The 17547-nt window shown below is 38.5% G+C and carries 13 protein-coding genes and 1 pseudogene; 7 read left to right on the forward strand and 7 right to left on the reverse strand.

The genetic code is table 11. The annotated features are described in order from the left end of the window. Nucleotides 1-30 precede the first annotated feature (30 nt). The gene (locus A1D26_RS07815; protein WP_157403489.1) at nt 31-2544 is read right to left on the reverse strand and encodes a glycogen/starch/alpha-glucan phosphorylase; all 2514 of its coding nucleotides are present in this window, start codon (nt 2542-2544) and stop codon (nt 31-33) included. A 282-nt stretch (nt 2545-2826) separates the two neighbouring features. Here A1D26_RS07815 and rplY point away from each other — a divergent pair, with 282 nt between their 5' ends. Continuing rightward, complete coding sequence (gene rplY / locus A1D26_RS07820) at nt 2827-3114, forward strand: 50S ribosomal protein L25 (RefSeq protein ID WP_157393794.1); 288 nt, start codon at nt 2827-2829, stop codon at nt 3112-3114. Nucleotides 3115-3246: 132 nt separating this feature from the next. Here the strand turns inward: rplY and queA are convergent, their stop codons facing one another. Together queA and A1D26_RS07830 are read right to left on the reverse strand one after the other, a co-directional pair. Then, nucleotides 3247-4332, reverse strand: a complete 1086-nt coding sequence (gene queA / locus A1D26_RS07825) for a tRNA preQ1(34) S-adenosylmethionine ribosyltransferase-isomerase QueA (RefSeq protein ID WP_157403490.1) — start codon at nt 4330-4332, stop codon at nt 3247-3249. Between the two features lie 50 nt (nt 4333-4382). Next, nucleotides 4383-5306 carry a gluconeogenesis factor YvcK family protein gene (locus A1D26_RS07830; RefSeq protein WP_394370204.1) on the reverse strand — a complete coding sequence of 308 codons (924 nt, stop codon included), beginning with the start codon at nt 5304-5306 and terminating at the stop codon, nt 4383-4385. A gap of 228 nt (nt 5307-5534) precedes the next feature. On the opposite strand from A1D26_RS07830, the gene pmbA reads away from it, so the two are divergent. The 3 genes from pmbA to A1D26_RS07845 all read left to right on the forward strand — a co-directional run bounded on the left by pmbA (nt 5535) and on the right by A1D26_RS07845 (nt 9852). Further along, on the forward strand, nt 5535-6884 hold the full coding sequence (gene pmbA / locus A1D26_RS07835) for a metalloprotease PmbA (RefSeq protein ID WP_157403491.1): 1350 nt from the start codon (nt 5535-5537) through the stop codon (nt 6882-6884). 659 nt (nt 6885-7543) lie between these two features. Continuing rightward, a complete protein-coding gene (locus tag A1D26_RS07840) occupies nt 7544-8224 on the forward strand; it encodes a tetratricopeptide repeat protein (RefSeq protein WP_157403492.1) in 681 nt (226 codons plus the stop codon). Between the two features lie 83 nt (nt 8225-8307). Next, nucleotides 8308-9852 (forward strand): SEL1-like repeat protein, encoded by a 1545-nt coding sequence (locus tag A1D26_RS07845; protein ID WP_157403493.1) that lies wholly within the window; start codon nt 8308-8310, stop codon nt 9850-9852. 52 nt (nt 9853-9904) lie between these two features. Here A1D26_RS07845 and A1D26_RS07850 read toward each other — a convergent pair whose 3' ends face one another. Both A1D26_RS07850 and gap read right to left on the reverse strand, forming a co-directional pair. Then, complete coding sequence (locus tag A1D26_RS07850) at nt 9905-10459, reverse strand: TIGR00645 family protein (RefSeq protein WP_157403494.1); 555 nt, start codon at nt 10457-10459, stop codon at nt 9905-9907. Nucleotides 10460-10637: 178 nt separating this feature from the next. Next, entirely contained in the window at nt 10638-11642 is a 1005-nt protein-coding gene (gene gap, locus A1D26_RS07855; RefSeq protein ID WP_157393691.1) for a type I glyceraldehyde-3-phosphate dehydrogenase, read from the reverse strand. A 296-nt stretch (nt 11643-11938) separates the two neighbouring features. Between gap and A1D26_RS07860 the strand changes: the two are divergent. Next, nucleotides 11939-12076, forward strand: a pseudogene (locus tag A1D26_RS07860) (tryptophan synthase subunit alpha); the annotation flags it as partial. Between the two features lie 57 nt (nt 12077-12133). Here A1D26_RS07860 and A1D26_RS07865 read toward each other — a convergent pair. Together A1D26_RS07865 and A1D26_RS07870 are read right to left on the reverse strand one after the other, a co-directional pair. Further along, nucleotides 12134-12550, reverse strand: a complete 417-nt coding sequence (locus A1D26_RS07865; protein ID WP_157403496.1) for a pyrimidine dimer DNA glycosylase/endonuclease V — start codon at nt 12548-12550, stop codon at nt 12134-12136. Beyond that, nucleotides 12543-13394, reverse strand: a complete 852-nt coding sequence (locus A1D26_RS07870) for a CYTH domain-containing protein (RefSeq protein ID WP_157403497.1) — start codon at nt 13392-13394, stop codon at nt 12543-12545. Before A1D26_RS07870 ends, A1D26_RS07865 begins: the two co-directional genes overlap by 8 nt. 105 nt (nt 13395-13499) lie before the next feature. Here A1D26_RS07870 and A1D26_RS07875 point away from each other — a divergent pair, with 105 nt between their 5' ends. Further along, nucleotides 13500-14903, forward strand: a complete 1404-nt coding sequence (locus A1D26_RS07875; protein WP_157403498.1) for a YcjX family GTP-binding protein — start codon at nt 13500-13502, stop codon at nt 14901-14903. Between the two features lie 167 nt (nt 14904-15070). Beyond that, nucleotides 15071-17547, forward strand: a 2477-nt coding sequence (locus tag A1D26_RS07880) for an ESPR-type extended signal peptide-containing protein (RefSeq protein ID WP_269777911.1), incomplete at its 3' end; no start/stop codon positions are given.

Here is a 17547-nt window from a genome sequence, read left to right on the forward strand (position 1 = left end):
AAAAATTTATAGAAAGCTGACCGCTTAATTTTATTTAATAATCAATAACTTACTTACGTTACTCATCATATCTGCAACTTTTGCTTGTTCAGCTAATTGTTTTTCGCTCATTGGTTCGATTTTCCAAATGTCTTTGGCATAATCAAGTACAGAACGGTCTGAGGAGAAATAGCCCATATTCGCAATATTGATCATAGCAGAGCGTATCCAAGCTTTTCTATTAGCAAAGTATTCTGCCACTTTTTCTTGTGTATCAACATAGCTACGGAAGTCTGCACAGGCTTGATAGTAGTCGCCTGAATTAAGGATTAAGTCTTGGTAGCGATACGGATCTTCTGGCGAGAATTTGCCATTTAGAATTTGTGAAATCGCTTCATTTAATTCTGCATCTTGTTCATAGTAGCGATATGGTGAATAACCATTATGGCGTAGTTCTTCCACTTGCTCTACGGTATTACCGAAAATAAAGATATTTTCTTTACCGACACGATCTAAAATTTCTACGTTCGCTCCATCTAAAGTACCAATTGTTAATGCTCCATTTAAAGCAAATTTCATATTCGATGTGCCAGATGCTTCTGTACCTGCTAATGAGATTTGTTCAGAAAGATCTGCCGCAGGAATAATCAACTGTGCAAGGCTAACACTGTAATTCGGGATAAAGATGACTTTAATTAAATCGTTAATACGATCATCATTATTGATAACTTTAGCAACATCATTGATTAAACGAATGACTTTTTTCGCTGCATAGTAGGCACTTGCCGCTTTACCTGCAAAAATAAATACTCGAGGTTGCCAATTTGCCGTAGGATTTTTCAAAATACGGTTGTAGTGAGCAATAATATGTAATACGTTAAGTTGTTGACGTTTATATTTATGAATACGTTTGATTTGCACATCAAAAATGGCTTCAGGGTTGAGTTTGATGCCTTGTGTTTCTTCAATATAAGCGGCAAGTTTGCGTTTATTTTCTACTTTAACGGCTGCAATTTCTGCTTGTACATCAGCATTATCAACAAATTCATTGAATTTGTTTAATTCCATTAAATCAGTACGCCATTTGCGACCAATGTATTTATCTAAGATTGATGCAAGCCCTGGGTTAGCAATTTGGATCCAGCGGCGAGGTGTTACACCATTGGTTACATTGGTAAAACGATTTGGGTAGATTTTTGCAAAGTCAGCAAAAATAGATTCCACCATTAAATCTGAATGAATTTTAGCTACACCATTGACTTTACTTGATGCAATAACAGCTAACCAAGCCATACGGATACGGCGATCACCTTGTTCATCAATGATCGAAACTCGGCGAATGAGTTCTTCATCATTCGGGAATTTTTCTCTGACTTCTTGTAAAAAATGGCTATTGATATCAAAAATAATTTGTAAGTGGCGAGGTAGAATACGAGCCACCATTTCAACAGGCCAAGTTTCAAGTGCTTCGCTCATTAAGGTGTGGTTAGTATAGAAGAATGTTTTACGAGTTGTATTCCACGCTTGCTCCCAACTATAACCTTTCTCATCAATCAGAATACGCATCAATTCAGGAATGGCAAGAGTTGGGTGAGTATCGTTTAAGTGAATAGCTACTTTTTCTGCAAGGTTAATGCAAGAGCCAGACTCAATTTCGTGGCGGCGAATAATATCTTGGATTGATGCGGAGCAAAGGAAATATTCTTGGCGTAAACGCAATTCACGTCCATTGTAGGTTGAATCGTCAGGGTAGAGTACGCGTGAAACATTTTCAGAGCTATTTTGTTGGCTCATTGCGGCAAAATAATCACCACGATTAAAATCAGCTAAGCCGAATACTTTATCTCCTGCGTGAGCTGACCATAAACGTAGGCTATTCGTTGCAGTGGTTTCAAAACCTGGAATAAGCTGATCGTGGGCTTGAGCAATGATTTCTTCTTCTGCTTGCCAGTGAACTTTCTTCCCTTCTAACCAAGTACGACCGCCAAAGCGAACTGGAAAACGCTTACTTGAACGAACATAAGGCCAAGCAAATTCTTTATCTAGCCAGTAGTCTGGTAATTCAACTTGTTCGCCATTTTTAATTTCTTGGCGGAACATTCCATATTCATAACGAATACCATAACCAATAGCTGGGATTTTCATCGCTGCCAAACTATCCATATAGCAGGCTGCCAAACGTCCTAAGCCCCCATTACCTAAACCTGGGTCGCCTTCTTCGTTAATAATATCTTCTAGATTTTGACCGAGTTCATCTAATGCAGCACGAATCAATTCATAAACACCTTCAGAAATCATTGCATTACTGAAGGTTCTTCCCATTAAAAATTCCATTGAGAGATAGTAAACTCGGCGGCTTGTATTAGCGGCTTGGCTACGGCGAGTTTGTAGCCAGGCTTCCGTAGAAAGATCACGCACGACACGTAATGATGCGTTTAACCAGTTGCGTTTACTCGCTTCACGAGGTTCTACCCCCAATGCAAAGACTAATTTATGTAAAATCGCATTTTTTACATTTTGAATATTTTCAGGACTAAGATGTGTATCTGGCTGATAACTGCCCATTTATAACTCCTAATATGACGAATTTATAGTTCAAAAACGTATATATTTTACAATAACTTGAGTAAAATTGCTGTATATTCCCCAAACATAAAATATTTTTTTGTAAAATTTCAGCGACCAGTAAAATATAAAAATTTGCTAATAAAAACTATTGGTTTTTTATCATTTTTTGATTAAAATTACCTTTCGGCTTTTGCCGTAAATTTTTAGGGAATAGCTGGGTCGCCTGCTATTTTTTTATCAACGGAACAATTATGTTCCATTTTTTATGAGAATTTAATAATGTCATTTACATTTGAAGCTGAAGTTCGTTTAGCGCAAGGTAAGGGTGCGAGCCGCCGCCTGCGTCACAATGGTCAAGTTCCTGCAATCATCTACGGTGGAAACGCAGAGCCTGTATCAATCGTGTTAGACCACGAAAAAGTAAACAATGCACAAGTACAAGATGCATTTTACAACGAAGTATTAACTATCGTTGTTGGTGGTAAAGAAGAGAAAGTGAAAGTACAAGCTATTCAACGCCACCCAACTAAACCTAAATTAGTGCATTTAGACTTTAAACGCGCATAATCCTTGATTTACAAGGGTTAATTATGAAAAAAGCTTCCAAACGTGATGTTAGGAAGCTTTTTCTTTAGGGGCTTTTATCGCTAGTCTAATTTCTGCAATAGTTGATTCTGTTCCAATGTTATAGTTATTACATTAAGGTAAATCCGATAACGCATTCGGATTTTTCGTAATAAACATTGCATCGCCATAGCTGAAAAAGCGATAGTGAGAACTAACCGCGTGTTGATAGGCTTGCATACAGTTGCGATAACCTACAAAAGCGGAAACTAGCATAATTAGCGTGGATTCAGGTAAATGGAAATTGGTTACGAGAGCATCGACAACCTTAAACGTTTTTCCTGGGTAGAGAAAAATGTTGGTATCTGCATAAAAAGGTTCAATCAGTTTTCCTGTTTTCTCCGCTGCTTGTGCAGCACTTTCGATAGAGCGAACGGATGTTGTCCCAACACAAATCACCCTTTTACCTTTCGCTTTAGTAGCAAGAATTTTATCTACAACTTCTTGATTTACTTCGGCATATTCAGCGTGCATTTTATGTGCTTCTAAGGTTTCCACCCTAACCGGTTGGAATGTGCCTGCCCCAACATGCAAGGTAACAAAAGCGGTATCTACACCTTTTGCCTGTAATTTACTTAACATTTCCTGATCAAAATGTAAGCCAGCAGTTGGTGCAGCGACTGCCCCTAACACTTTGCTATAAACGGTTTGATAACGCTCTTGATCGGTATCTTCATCAGGGCGATCAATATAAGGCGGAAGGGGCATATGCCCTGCTTGTTGTAGTAGCTCAAACAACGGTTGGCTTGCTTTAAACTCCAACTCAAATAATGCTTCGTGGCGAGCAACCATCATGGCGTGAAAACCATTTCCTTCGCCTAATTTATCTTCGCCTAAAATAATCTCCGTACCTTCTTTGGGGGCTTTTGATGAACGGATATGAGCAAGACAACGATGTTCGTCTAATACTCGCTCAACCAATACTTCAAGTTTTCCACCGCTTGATTTACGTCCGTAAAGACGAGCTGGGATTACACGAGTATTGTTAAAAATCAACAAATCGCCGCTTTCAATATGGGAGAGAAGATCGGTAAACTGTTGGTCTTGATATTCACCCGTTGTGCCATTGAGATAGAGTAATCGGCTAGCACTACGCTCTTTGGTTGGGTAACGAGCAATCAGTTCATCAGGAAGATCAAAATGGAAATCGGTAACTAACAAAGGTATTCCTTAATAAATTGCAAAAAATGGAAAAATCTAACCGCTTACGCTTAGAGTAATGCACAAATATCATTGATGGCTTTACTCAGTTTGTGGCGATCGTGGCGGTAATATACGTCTTCGGCCTGTAAGTCTTTTCGAAGAGTTGTAATGTAATAAGGTGTTTCACTGGTTTCATCTGAATGGGTAATAATGCCGTTTAAACGCATTAAGCCGATGCGGTTTTCAATCCATTGAATACGATCATTCAGTGAAAGCGATCCTGCTACACCATGCTCTTTGCCAATATTGTCAATAAAAATCACTTTAGCGTGGCTTGTCTGAATGGCTTGGGCTACTTCATCAAGGAGTAAATTAGGCATAATACTAGTAAAAAAACTACCTGGCCCGAGAATAATCAATTCTGCTTGGTTTAATTCTTCCAGTACTTCAGGCGTAGCGGTTACGTTAGGGATAAGAGAAAGCGACTGTGGCACAACGTCTAAAGCATCAATTGACACTTCACCAACAATGGTTTCCCCACTTGCAAGATGACTGGCCAAATGCACTGGCGATTCAGACATTGGCATCAAACCCACTCGAACGTGTAGCAGATCTCGCACTAAATTTAATCCATCAAGGGGACGGATTTTCATATCTTCAAGCGCTTTAAGAATAAGATTACCTAAATTATGCCCAGCTAATTCTCCTTGTCCTGTAAAACGGTATTCAAAGAGAGCAGAAGCAATGGTTGGTTTTATTGTGATTTGAGTTAGACAGTTGCGGAGATCACCCCAAGCGATACCGCCGTGTTGGTGACGAATACGCCCTGTTGAACCGCCATTATCGGTAGTTGCTACCACACCCGTTAAACGTTCTTTTAAAAATGAGAGTGAAGACAGCACACGCCCTAAACCGTGCCCACCACCTAACGCCACAACTTTATTCAGTTGAGCAAGTTTAGGGTGGCGTGGTGGAATTGTCATTTCTGTCATAGCAAACCTGTATGTAAAAATATCAAAATGAAAGCAAAAGTTTCACTCAATCTAACCGCTTGATTAAGCGATAAAAAAATCAGGGCTATTCTAGCATAAAATTTCTTGGCAATTTAATTCAGTGACAAATTTGCGATTTAATTTAAAAACTTCACTATGCTAGAATGAGCGACAATAAAGAAATTATATCCGTAGAAAGATTTTTACAGAGTTAGGTTAGGAGTAATAATGAGTTTAACCACCAAACAAGAACTACAACAACAAGAAGAAATATTAAGAGAAGCGGTAAGTTCGGCTTTATCTTTTGCAAAAAAAGCAGGGGCAACCGCAGAAGTGGCAGTGACAAAGGTTGCAGGCTTATCTGTTTCTACCCGTTTGGAACAAACAGAAAATATTGAATTTAATAATGATGGTGCGTTAGGTATTTCAGTCTATTTAGGCAAGCGTAAAGGTAATGCCTCCACTTCCGATTTGCAGCCTGCCTCTATTCAACAAGCGGTGGAATCTGCCTTAGCGATTGCAAAATATACATCGGAAGATGATTGCACAGGCTTGGCGGATAAAGAAATGATGGCGTTTGAGAGTATCGATTTAGATTTATATCACCACGCTGAGATCGATGTGGATCAAGCAGTGCAACTGGCAATAGAAACGGAACATCACGCATTAAATAGTGATGAACGTATTGTAAACAGCGATGGTGCAACATTTAATTCCCATAGCGGTATTCGTGTTTATGGCAATACGCACGGAATGTTACAAAGCTATTTATCAAGTCGTTATTCGCTCTCTTGTAGTGTTATTTCTGCCTATCAAGATCAACTAGAAAGAGATTATGAATACACGATTTCTCGCCAGTTTAATCAATTAGCTACGCCTGAATGGGTAGGAAAACAAGCTGGCTTAAAAGCGGTAGAGCGTTTAAATCCACGCCAATTAGCCACCTGTGAAGTGCCCGTTATTTTCTATAATGATGTTGCCACTGGTTTAATCGGGCATTTAGCAGGGGCGATTAGTGGCGGTGCTTTATATCGCAAATCCAGTTTTTTACAAGATAAATTAGGCGAAAAAATTCTGCCTGATTGGTTTGCGATTTCAGAACGTCCACATTTATTGCAACAACTTGCATCATCGGCTTTTGATAGCGAAGGGGTGAGAACGGAAAACCGAGAAATTATTACGGACGGCATTTTACAAACTTATCTTTTAACCAGTTATAGCGGTCGAAAACTGGGTATGCAAACCACAGGGCACGCAGGTGGCATTCACAACTGGTTAGTCAAACCAAACCGCACTGGTGGGCTAGACACTTTGCTAAAAGAAATGGGAACAGGGCTGTTAGTTACCGAAATGCTTGGCAGTGCAATCAATGGTGTAACGGGCGAGTATTCTCGTGGTGCAGCAGGTTTTTGGGTTGAAAATGGCGAAATTTGCTACCCAGTGGCAGAAATTACTATTGCTGGCAAGTTACAAGAGATGTATCAAAATATGGTTGCAGTGGCTGATGATATTGAACACCGCTCAAACATTCAAACAGGTTCTATTTTATTAGACAAAATGAAAGTTTCGGGGCAGTAACTTCCACTTTCAACGGGGCAAAGCAACTTTGCCCCCCATACCCCACCTATTATTTCAATTCCCCTTCAAATTTGTAAATTTTTCAGCATTTCCTTGACTATCATTTTTTTTTTTTACAATTAGGAAGATTTGGTTGATTGTTTTTAATAGTGAACTATAAAAACCAGTATGCTTCATTAAATGACCAAGGAGTGAATTTATGATTAGTGTAGAATATGCAAAATGTTTATTTTTTGTTTTTACATTTTTGATTTTTATTTTATGTTTGGATTGCAAGAAATGTTGTAAATTATTAAGAGAACTATTAAGAAATTTTTCTTTAGATCAGATAAAAAATTTATTTTCGTGTAATACTAAATATTTGTGTGTTTATCTTAAAAATATCCTAGCATTATGTTTGTCAGTAATGTTAATTCCTTTATCAGAAATTATTTTAAATGACTCTAAAGTACAGAATAGTGATCTTGGTTTCATTATAAGATGTCTTGTTTCTTTAATGATTATTTTATTTATAGATATATTTATCAATAAAATAAAAGGTATATCAAAACAGATTAAATTAGAGGCTAAAATTAAGGTGTTTTTTATTCTGATAATCATCTTATCTATTCTTATTTGTTGCATTTAACCTTATTGACCAAACAACTTAGGAGTAAAAAATGAAACTTTCTCACGTTTTCCGCACCACCATTCTTGCCAGCACCCTTGCTTTCGGGCTAACGGGCTATACGCAGGCATCTAATGTAGAAATCATTTTGCAACAATTTCAGCAAGGTCAAGGTCTGCAAGCCTATAACCAAAAAGATTATGCCACTGCCTTAAAATTCTGGCAGCCATTAGCTGAACAAGGCGATAAAATTGCTCAATATAATTTAGGGTTTATGTATTTAAATGGGCAGGGAGTGGCTCAGGATTATCAACAAGCGGCCTATTGGTTTCAAAAAGCGGCTCAGCAAGGCTTGGTAGAGGCTCAATATGATTTAGGGGTTATGTATGATAAGGGGGAGGGAGTGACTCAGGATTATCAACAAGCGGTTTATTGGCTTCAAAAAGCGGCTCAGCAAGGCTATGCAAAGGCTCAATATAGTTTAGGGGTTATGTATTATGAGGGGCAGGGAGTGGCTCAGGATTATCAACAAACGGTTTATTGGTATCAAAAAGCGGCTCAGCAAGGCATTGCAGAGACTCAATATAATTTAGGGGTTATGTATTATCAGGGGCAAGGCGTAAAAAAAGATGCTAAAAAAGCCCGTAGCCTATGGCAACAAGCCTGTAAACAGGGATTTAAACAGGCTTGTGAAGCTTTAGAAGTTACCAAACCAAGCAAAAAAGCGAAATAAACCTAAAGATTGCCCTATTGCCCCTGTATGAACTACAAGCGGTGCGATAGGGCAATATTTTTACCTTAGATAGCGAGAGATTTATGACAATTTCAACCTTTATTCGTCGCACTTTAGTTGCCATTCCCCTTGCAGTGAGTTTTACCCCTGCACTTTACGCTTCTACTCCATTCCAACAGGGGTTGGAGGCATATAACCAAAAAGATTACGCCACCGCTTTAACCCAGTGGCAACCCTTAGCCGAGCAAGGCGACCCTGTTGCTCAATATAATTTGGGGCTAATGTATAAAAATGGATTAGGGGTTAATCAAGATGATAAACAAGCGGTGAGTTGGTATCAAAAAGCTGCAACACAAGGCAATGCTGAAGCACAGTATGCCTTAGGCTTTATGTATGCAGAAGGGCGTGGTCTTGAAAAAGATTTAGCACAAGCGGTGAGTTTGTATCAAAAAGCGGCAAAACAAAACAATATGGAAGCGCAATATGCCTTAGGTTCTGCCTATCGAAAGGGGCTAGGTGTGGAGAAAGATCTCAAACAAGCGTTCTATTGGTATCAACAAGCTGCCTTACAAGGCGATTTTTATGCTCAATATGCGTTAGGCTCTGCCTATCAATTTGGATACGGTGTTGAGAAAGATATGAAAGAAGCGGTAAATTGGTATCGAAAATCTGCCGAACAGAATTATGCCCAAGCACAATCTTCCTTAGGCTATGCGTATGAATATGGGCGTGGGGTTGAAAAAGACGAAAAACAAGCCGCAATTTGGTATCAAAAAGCCGCAGAGCAAGGGGAAAATGTAGCTCAATATGCACTGGGTAAGTTATACCTAAAAGGAAAAGGGGTTCCGCAAGATGATAAGCAGGCGGTTTATTGGCTGCAAAAATCGGCTGAACAGGGAAGCAGCATTGCACAACACGCTCTAGGGCAGGCGTATGATAATGGCTCTGGGGTAGCTAAAGATCCAAAACAAGCAGCAATGTGGTATCAAAAAGCGGCAGAGCAGGGCGATTCGTCAGCACAATATGATTTAGGCGTTAAATATAGCTTGGGCGATGGCGTTGAGAAAGATGACAAGCAAGCGGTGAGTTGGTATCAGAAATCTGCAGATCAAGGCGAAGCCAATGCTCAATATGCGTTGGGTTTTATGTATCATCAAGGACGTGGGGTTGAGCAAGATATGAAGCAAGCGGTTTATTGGTATGAAAAAGCCGCAGAGCAAGATCTTGAGATTGCTAAACAGGCGTTAGAAATTATTAAGGCTGAAAATCAGAAAGCGGAACAAAAAGCAGAACAACGTGCGAAGTCAATTCCTTTTTATGAGCAAGCCACAACGCAAAATAGTGCCGAAGCACAATATGAGCTTGGTAAAATGTATCATTTAGGCAGTGAGTTTACCCCTATTGATGATAAGCAAGCGGTGAGTTGGTTAGAAAAATCAGCAAATCAAGGATATAAGCAAGCACAGTATTACTTAGGGGAAATTTATTACGCAGGAAACGGTGTGCCACAAAATAAACAACAAGCTATAAGTTTGTGGGAACAAGCCTGTAAGCAAAAATATCAAGATGCTTGCGACAGATTGGCAATGGTTAATGATCAGAAAAAAATGAAAATTTCAGGTCAATAACTTCCACTTTCAACGGGGCAAATTTGCTTTGCCCCCATATTCCCACCTATTTTTAATGTCCTTGGTGGCTTGTTCCGTATAAGATTTTATCGGTATATGCCATTGCAAGCGCTGAAACTAAGAAACCTAAATGTAACAATAATTGCCACATCATTGTTTTTTCATCCATATTTGCCGCATTAACAAACGTCTGTAACATATGGATGGAAGAGATACTGATAATTGACATTGAAAGCTTCACTTTTAGTACGGAAGCATTGACGTGGCTTAACCATTCAGGTTCATCAGGGTGATTTTCTGTGTGTAATTTAGACACAAAAATTTCATAACCTCCAACAATGACCATTACCAGTAAGTTTGCAATCATGACGACATCAATAAGATTAAGCACAGCCAACATAATGGTATTTGAATCCATCTGTTTTAAATTAATCGTCAGTTCCCACAATGATTTAATAAATTTATACGCGTAAATACCCTGTACCACAATTAAGCCTAAATACATTGGTAATTGTAGCCAGCGACTAGCAAAGATAAGATGCCCAATTAACGTGGGGGCTTTGTGTTTTCGTTTTGCTGGATATGATTGAGATGAATGATATTCCATATAATACCTGCATTAGAAGTAGATTTTATTAATGAAATGATTATAGCTATATTCCTATGTTAATAATGGATTGTTTCGCATACTAACTAGGAGAGTTTCTTCAAATTGAAAGAATATATCCTCCAATAAAAAAGCCAGGCATTGAGCCTAGCTTTTATTATCAATAAACTAATCAGTATTAGCCTTTGTAGTTATGTACTAAAGAAACTAAATCTAATACTTTATTTGAATAGCCAGTTTCGTTATCGTACCAAGATACTAATTTAACGAAAGTATCTGTTAACGCGATACCTGCTGCAGCATCGAATACAGAAGTTTCAACTGCACCGTTGAAGTCTGTTGATACTACTGCATCTTCAGTATAGCCTAATACGCCTTTCATTTCGTTTTCAGATGCACGTTTGATTTCTGCACAGATTTCAGCATAAGTTGCTGGTTTTTCTAAGTTTACAGTTAAATCAACAACAGAAACGTTAGCTGTCGGAACACGGAAAGCCATACCAGTTAATTTACCGTTTAACGCAGGTAATACTTTACCTACAGCTTTTGCTGCACCTGTTGATGAAGGGATGATGTTTTGTGATGCACCACGACCACCACGCCAGTCTTTTGCAGATGGGCCATCAACAGTTTTTTGAGTTGCTGTTGTTGCGTGAACTGTTGTCATTAAGCCTTCTTTAATACCAAATTTTTCGTGGATTACTTTAGCTAATGGTGCTAAACAGTTAGTTGTACAAGATGCGTTAGAAACGATATCTTGTCCTGCGTATTTGTCGAAGTTTACGCCGTTTACGAACATTGGTGTGTTGTCTTTAGATGGACCAGTTAAAACAACTTTTTTCGCACCAGCAGTGATGTGTTTACGTGCTGTTTCATCATCTAAGAATAAACCTGTTGCTTCAACCGCAACATCAACACCGATTTCGTTCCATTTTAAGTTAGCAGGATCACGCTCAGCAGTAACACGGATCGCTTTACCGTTTACAACTAATTGACCATCTTTAACTTCAACAGTACCGTTGAAACGACCGTGAGTTGAATCGTATTTCAACATATATGCCATATAATCAACATCGATTAAGTCGTTGATACCAACTACTTCGATATCATCACGTTGTTGAGCTGCACGAAATACGATACGACCGATACGACCGAAACCATTAATACCAATTTTAATTGCCATAGATTTTCCACCTATATTTAAAGTTAAACAAAACTTGTTTCTTCCTGTAAGGAAAGCCGAGCTAATTATAGCATAGTCTTTTCATTTTTTTACAACAGAAAGCTCGTAGGGAACTATAGCAGATAAATTTTGTATGATCTATGTCAATTTTTTAAAAAGAGAGGTTTGAAAATAACAAATATTGTTTTTCATAAATCATATACAGTCATATCTAAAGATTAGTGTTTATCTTGCACTATCTTAAGAGTGCATTTAATCGGAAATAGCATTGATGAGAAAAGCAATATGAATACGCTTCTAACCCATTTTTGCAAGGTTTCGGGATTGCTCAGCCAAGTCAAGTGAAAGACGCCTTGAGATTAGGGGCTGCTGGGACAATTTCAGGTTCTGCGATTGTGAAAATTATTGAGCATAATCTCAACAATCAAACCTAACTTCTCTCTGAGTTAGCTGAATTTGTTAAAAAAATGAAAGATGCGACCGCTTATTTACTATTTTATCTTGTCTTGTTGGATTGGAATGCTGTTAAAAGGAATGCTGTTAAAACGTGCTTTTAGTGGCATTCTTTCTTTTATCCGTTTTCTGTTGATGAATAACGCATTTTCGGTAGGGATATAATCTAGCCAAAGCGTCGGATCTTGAGGCAAATCTCCAGGCCAAATATAACTCACCTTAAAATTTCTTTTCTGGCATTCTTGATGCAATAAATCATAGCGATTTTTTAGAAAAGTGAGCTTATTGAAAAAGAATCTAACGTGTCCTTCTCCTAATTTATAGTCAAGGGGCTGACCCGTTAAATTAAATTTTCCACGTGCCACAGCGTTAGGAATTCGAGTTAATTCTCGGTGTTCAGCCAGTAAATGCTGATCGCATAATTCACTTGGCGGTACTAAATTTATTCTAGTCATTTGAGTTAATATTCATCTTTGTTAAGGTAGAGAGGTTGTAAGCAAAATAATCTTGGCTTGTGAAATAATCAACGGAATCAACCTTTTCAGCAGTCAATTGTTGATATTGGTGGATTAGAGGTTCGGAATCCGTTAGTCGAATAAAATCAGCCAGTTGTTGTGCGAATTGGTATGTCTCGATCTCACTGTGATTCTCTACAGAATAAGCGGCCAGTTTCTCGATTTCTTTTGCAATTTTGTCAGGATAACCAACCAAGTAGCCACGTTGTGCCTTGCTTAAACTGCTAAACCATATTCCATTCTGTTTAGGAAGTTGTTCTAGCAAAGTTAAAATATCAATGATATTCCCTTGCTTGAGTTCAAATTCTAACTCACAGATTTGCTCTTCATCTTGACTATTTTTAATTAAGCCCCGATCAAGTGCGATCTCAATTTCCGATTGATTAAAAGCAACAACCCATTTTTCTCGTTGAAAGTCGGTACTAAAAGTCGCCTTCAAATTTTGTTGTAACTGCTCAATATCACCAAGTTGCAAATTATAATGAGAAACTAACCGCTTCAATTCAGGAAAGTTATGCTCTAGGGCTAAATTATATTCTGGGCGAATATGTAAACCTCCCGTAATTTCCCCCTTGGCTTTTAAGGTAATTTCGTGCTGATTATTTTTACTTCGTACTCTAAGCCCCATTTTTTCTTTAGCAAAGTAGAGATCGGGTGTATCGTAATAGCAATTTGCGAGTTCTTCTGTTTCGTGGCAAAGGATATTCTGATGATTTAACCATTGATAAATGAGCGGAATATTTTCAGGGATTAACATGATTTTTATTTCAATTTCGTTTTCCATTATGTAGCCTTAGTGATGGGAAATTTTATTTTAAGATCAGATTTTGTTATATTCTCACGCTTTCTCCGATTGTGAAAGAGAATATAAATAGAAAGAGAAGATAAAATGTTTAATCAAATTCAACAGCAACTGCATAAATTTGTCCAACGTGGCCTAGATAACCATTTACGTCTTGCCGTTACCGGCCTAAGCCGTAGTGGTAAAACAGCATTTATTACCAGCTTGGTCGATCAGCTATTGCATATCAATATGAATGATAATGATCATCTTAATTTATTTGCCCCTGCAAAAAACGGACAAATTTTATCGGTCAAGCGAGTTGAACAGCACGATTTGACGATTCCTCGCTTTGAGTATGATCGCAACCGTCAAGGGTTTGAGAATGATCCTCCTGTTTGGTCGGCATCAACAACGGGTATTAGCGAAATTCGTTTAGCAATTCGTTATCAACGCCGAGATAGCCTACTACGCCACTTAAAAGAAACGAGCACCCTTTATCTTGATATTTTTGATTATCCAGGGGAATGGTTGCTAGATTTACCCTTATTATCACAGACATTCAAAGAGTGGTCGCAAGCTCAACAATTAGTCCATAAAGGTGAACGGGCAGAATTAGCACAAACGTGGCTATCGCAAGTTAAACAGCTTGATTTAACTGCAAAAACGGATGAAAACCAACTTGCAGATTTGAGCGAAGATTACACCGCTTACTTACTAAAATGCAAAGAAATGGGAATGCAATATATTCAACCGGGGCGATTTGTTCTACCACATAGTGAACGTGGCGCACCAGTCTATCAGTTTTTCCCATTACTTGATTTAAGTGAACAAGCGTGGCAACAATTAGCCGAAAGTCCGAAAAACAGCATTTATCATACCCTTGAAAAACGCTATCAACATTATCAACAAAAAATAGTGAAACCGTTTTACGAAGACTATTTTTCCCAGTTCGATCGTCAGGTGATATTAGCTGATTGTTTAACGCCGCTTAATCATAGTCAGCAAGCTTTTTTAGAAATGAAAATCGGCTTACAGCAACTATTTAAGCATTTCCATTATGGCAATCGTTCGCTTTTTAGTCGTTTATTTTCATCAAATATCGACAAGCTGTTATTTGTCGCAACCAAAGCTGATCACATCACGACCGATCAAATTCCGAATTTAGAAAGCCTAATGCGTCAATTAGTGCAAGAGGGTGGACGTTTTGCCAATTTTGAAGGGATAGACACTGCTTATCAAGCAATTGCATCCATTCGAGCCACTGATGCCGTTATCGCTACTCAAGAGGGCAAACAATTTAAAGCGATTAGAGGAGTACGTTCTTCGGATAAAAAATTGGTCACGCTTTACCCAGGTAGTGTGCCGAGTCGTCTGCCTGATGCGAATTATTGGCAATATAATCGTTTTGAGTTTGATCAGTTTGAGCCAAAACAAGTCGCTTTTGATCAGCCGTTACCGCATTTAAGAATGGATTCCGTACTCCAGTTTTTACTGGGGGATAAATTTTAAAAATAATATGTTTTTTACTTCGCTCAATCGTGAAAAATATTATTGTAATTTAATGTAATTTATAATTTTTTGTGTAAGTTTTATTTAATCAAAATTACCTTTGCAAATACGTTTTGGCTCTTTTTTAGGCTATAATCGCAAGGTTTTTATTAGCTATTAGGTGTTTTATGAATAAAACTTTCAAAGTTATTTGGAATCAATCTCTTCAGATGTGGATAGCTGTGTCAGAGCTAGCCAAGGGGAAAGGGAAGTCAACCACTACTAAAAGTGGTATATTGTTATCGTCTGCAGTGATATCAAGTTTTTCTACAATTGAAGACGCCTCAGCAGCAGCAATATCCACAGCCACGGCAAATGGTCAGCCTGTTCATATTGAAACAAACCATATTGCAGATGGGCATAATCCCAATCGTGATCGTTCTCAAAATATTTTAATTGGCCCAACAGCAACTATAGCGGCACCATTTGTACAAGGTGATAAAGAGACGGCTACCTTACAAGTCCAAACACATAATATTGTAATTGGTAATGACGCTTCAGCAAAAGGAAAGAGTGGTATTGTAATTGGTTATAATGCTTCGACCATAGGTATAGCTGGCGGAGGAGACAAATCTTTATATTCCCAAATTGCCATTGGTACGAATTCAAAAGCTGGCGGTGTAGAGAGTATTGCTATTGGTAGGGATTCTTTCACTAACTCTGAAGGTGGTATTGCTTTAGGTAGTAACTCTAGTACAAAGACAAAAAATGGCATAGCTATTGGGGTTGATGCCATCGCTCAACCTGAGGAATCGGTTGCAATTGGTTATAAATCTGCATCAACGAATGGGACAACACAAACTTCACTCACAGTAAATAATGTTAATTATGGCACACTGACTACGGCTGTTACAGATAAGAAACATGTTTTTTCCGTGGGTTCTGCCACTGAAAATATTCGCCGCCAAGTTCAAAATGTGGCAGCTGGTTTGGTTTCTAGTGACTCTACCGACGCAATCAATGGTTCACAACTTTATGCTGCGATTTTAGGCTTACAAAATAAAAACGATAAAGCATTAGAAATTGCTAATAAAGGCTGGAACGTTACCATTGCTCAAGGTGCTGGCGAAGCCACAGCCCCTGCTCAAGCTACCAAAGTAGCATTGGGTGATACCGTAACCTATAAAGCGGATACAAACATCAAACTTACGCAATCAGGTAAAGAAATCAGTATTGCGACTGCGGAGAATGTAACCTTCAATAAAGTTGTCGCAACAACGACTAATGCAGGTACACTAAGTGCAACCTCAGCGACAATCAATGGTGCTACAAGCATTAAGGGTGATTTGAATATGAATAGTAAACAAATCACCAATCTTGCTTCTGGTGGTACTACAGATACGAATGCAGCCAATATTGGTGATGTGAAGAATATTGCTAATCAAACTGCGAAAAATCTAGCGACTATCGTGACATCTACAGATCAATCCGCCACAGTTACGCCATCAGGTACAGATCAAAAAACTTACGACCTGGCAGTCAATATGACAAAAGTGCAAGACAGCGTAAAAAGTAATGTGAAATTCGAATATACAGGTGATGAGAATTCTGAAGGGGAAAATTTATTATCAGCTAAGACCAACTTTGCAGGCACTTCTGGCGAGATTGTAACCACCGCAACCAATGGCAAAGTATCCTTTAAACTGGCAGATGCAGTTAAAGCAAATTTAACCAAAGCAGCCAATTCTGTCTCTAACACCGACTTTAATGCGTTTAAGCAAAAAGGCGTTACTTTCAAAGCCCAAGATGATAAAACCTACTTAGCGAAACCAGATAGCACGGTAACAGTGAAGTCAGGTGCTTCTTCTACAGGCTTTGTAGGTAACAATCTACATACAACTATTGACAATAGTGGCAATTTGTTGATTGGTTTTAAATCTGCACCAACTTTTGACAGCATTTCAGTACCAGCGGGAGCAAATAATATTATTATTAATAGCAGTGGTATTAATGTTGGGAACAAAGCGATTACGAATGTTGGTACACCTACAAATAATGGTGATGCAACCAATAAAGAGTATGTGGATAGTCTTGTGAAAGGTGCGAAAGATAGTGCAACCTTTACTTTTGGTAATGGCACTGCAGCTACACCAGTTGCAACCCTAAATGCGAGCAATGCTAATCAGAAACACATTGATATTGCTGGTACGGCAGGAGAAGTAACAACCACGGTTTCTGGTAATAAAATCACTGTTGGTATTGATACAACTCTGAAAAATAAAATTGAGGCGTCCGATAATGCTGTTAAAACGACAGGGCTTACCTTTAATGCTACTGATGGAAGCACAGGCATTAAAAAATTAGGTGAAACGCTAAATATCACAGGTGCAAATAGTAATATCAAAACCACCGCTAACACTGATGGCGTAAAAATTGAGCTGAACAATACCTTAAATCTTACAGAGGCGGGTTCTGTAAACTTTGGTGATGGCAATGCTAAGCTAACTAAAGAAGGCTTGACTGCAGACGGTGTATCTGTCACCAAAGACGGCATCAATGCAGGTAATAAGGCAATCACCAATGTAAAAGCGGGTGAGAATGATACAGATGCTGTAAACCTTGCTCAATTAAATGCAACCAAGGCAATTGCTGAAAAAGGCTGGAA

The organism is Ursidibacter maritimus (assembly GCF_009761395.1).
Lineage (GTDB): Bacteria > Pseudomonadota > Gammaproteobacteria > Enterobacterales > Pasteurellaceae > Ursidibacter > Ursidibacter maritimus.

Excerpts from the sequence above, each read along its gene's own strand:
- A1D26_RS07850 (WP_157403494.1), bottom strand. The coding sequence starts at position 10,459 with ATGGAATATCATTCATCTCAATCATATCCAGCAAAACGAAAACACAAA.
- A1D26_RS07815 (WP_157403489.1), bottom strand. The coding sequence starts at position 2,544 with ATGGGCAGTTATCAGCCAGATACACATCTTAGTCCTGAAAATATTCAA.
- gap (WP_157393691.1), bottom strand. The coding sequence starts at position 11,642 with ATGGCAATTAAAATTGGTATTAATGGTTTCGGTCGTATCGGTCGTATC.
- A1D26_RS07870 (WP_157403497.1), bottom strand. The coding sequence starts at position 13,394 with ATGGAAAACGAAATTGAAATAAAAATCATGTTAATCCCTGAAAATATT.
- A1D26_RS07830 (WP_394370204.1), bottom strand. The coding sequence starts at position 5,306 with ATGACAGAAATGACAATTCCACCACGCCACCCTAAACTTGCTCAACTG.
- A1D26_RS07840 (WP_157403492.1), top strand. The coding sequence starts at position 7,544 with ATGAAACTTTCTCACGTTTTCCGCACCACCATTCTTGCCAGCACCCTT.
- A1D26_RS07845 (WP_157403493.1), top strand. The coding sequence starts at position 8,308 with ATGACAATTTCAACCTTTATTCGTCGCACTTTAGTTGCCATTCCCCTT.
- A1D26_RS07875 (WP_157403498.1), top strand. The coding sequence starts at position 13,500 with ATGTTTAATCAAATTCAACAGCAACTGCATAAATTTGTCCAACGTGGC.
- rplY (WP_157393794.1), top strand. The coding sequence starts at position 2,827 with ATGTCATTTACATTTGAAGCTGAAGTTCGTTTAGCGCAAGGTAAGGGT.
- pmbA (WP_157403491.1), top strand. The coding sequence starts at position 5,535 with ATGAGTTTAACCACCAAACAAGAACTACAACAACAAGAAGAAATATTA.
- A1D26_RS07865 (WP_157403496.1), bottom strand. The coding sequence starts at position 12,550 with ATGACTAGAATAAATTTAGTACCGCCAAGTGAATTATGCGATCAGCAT.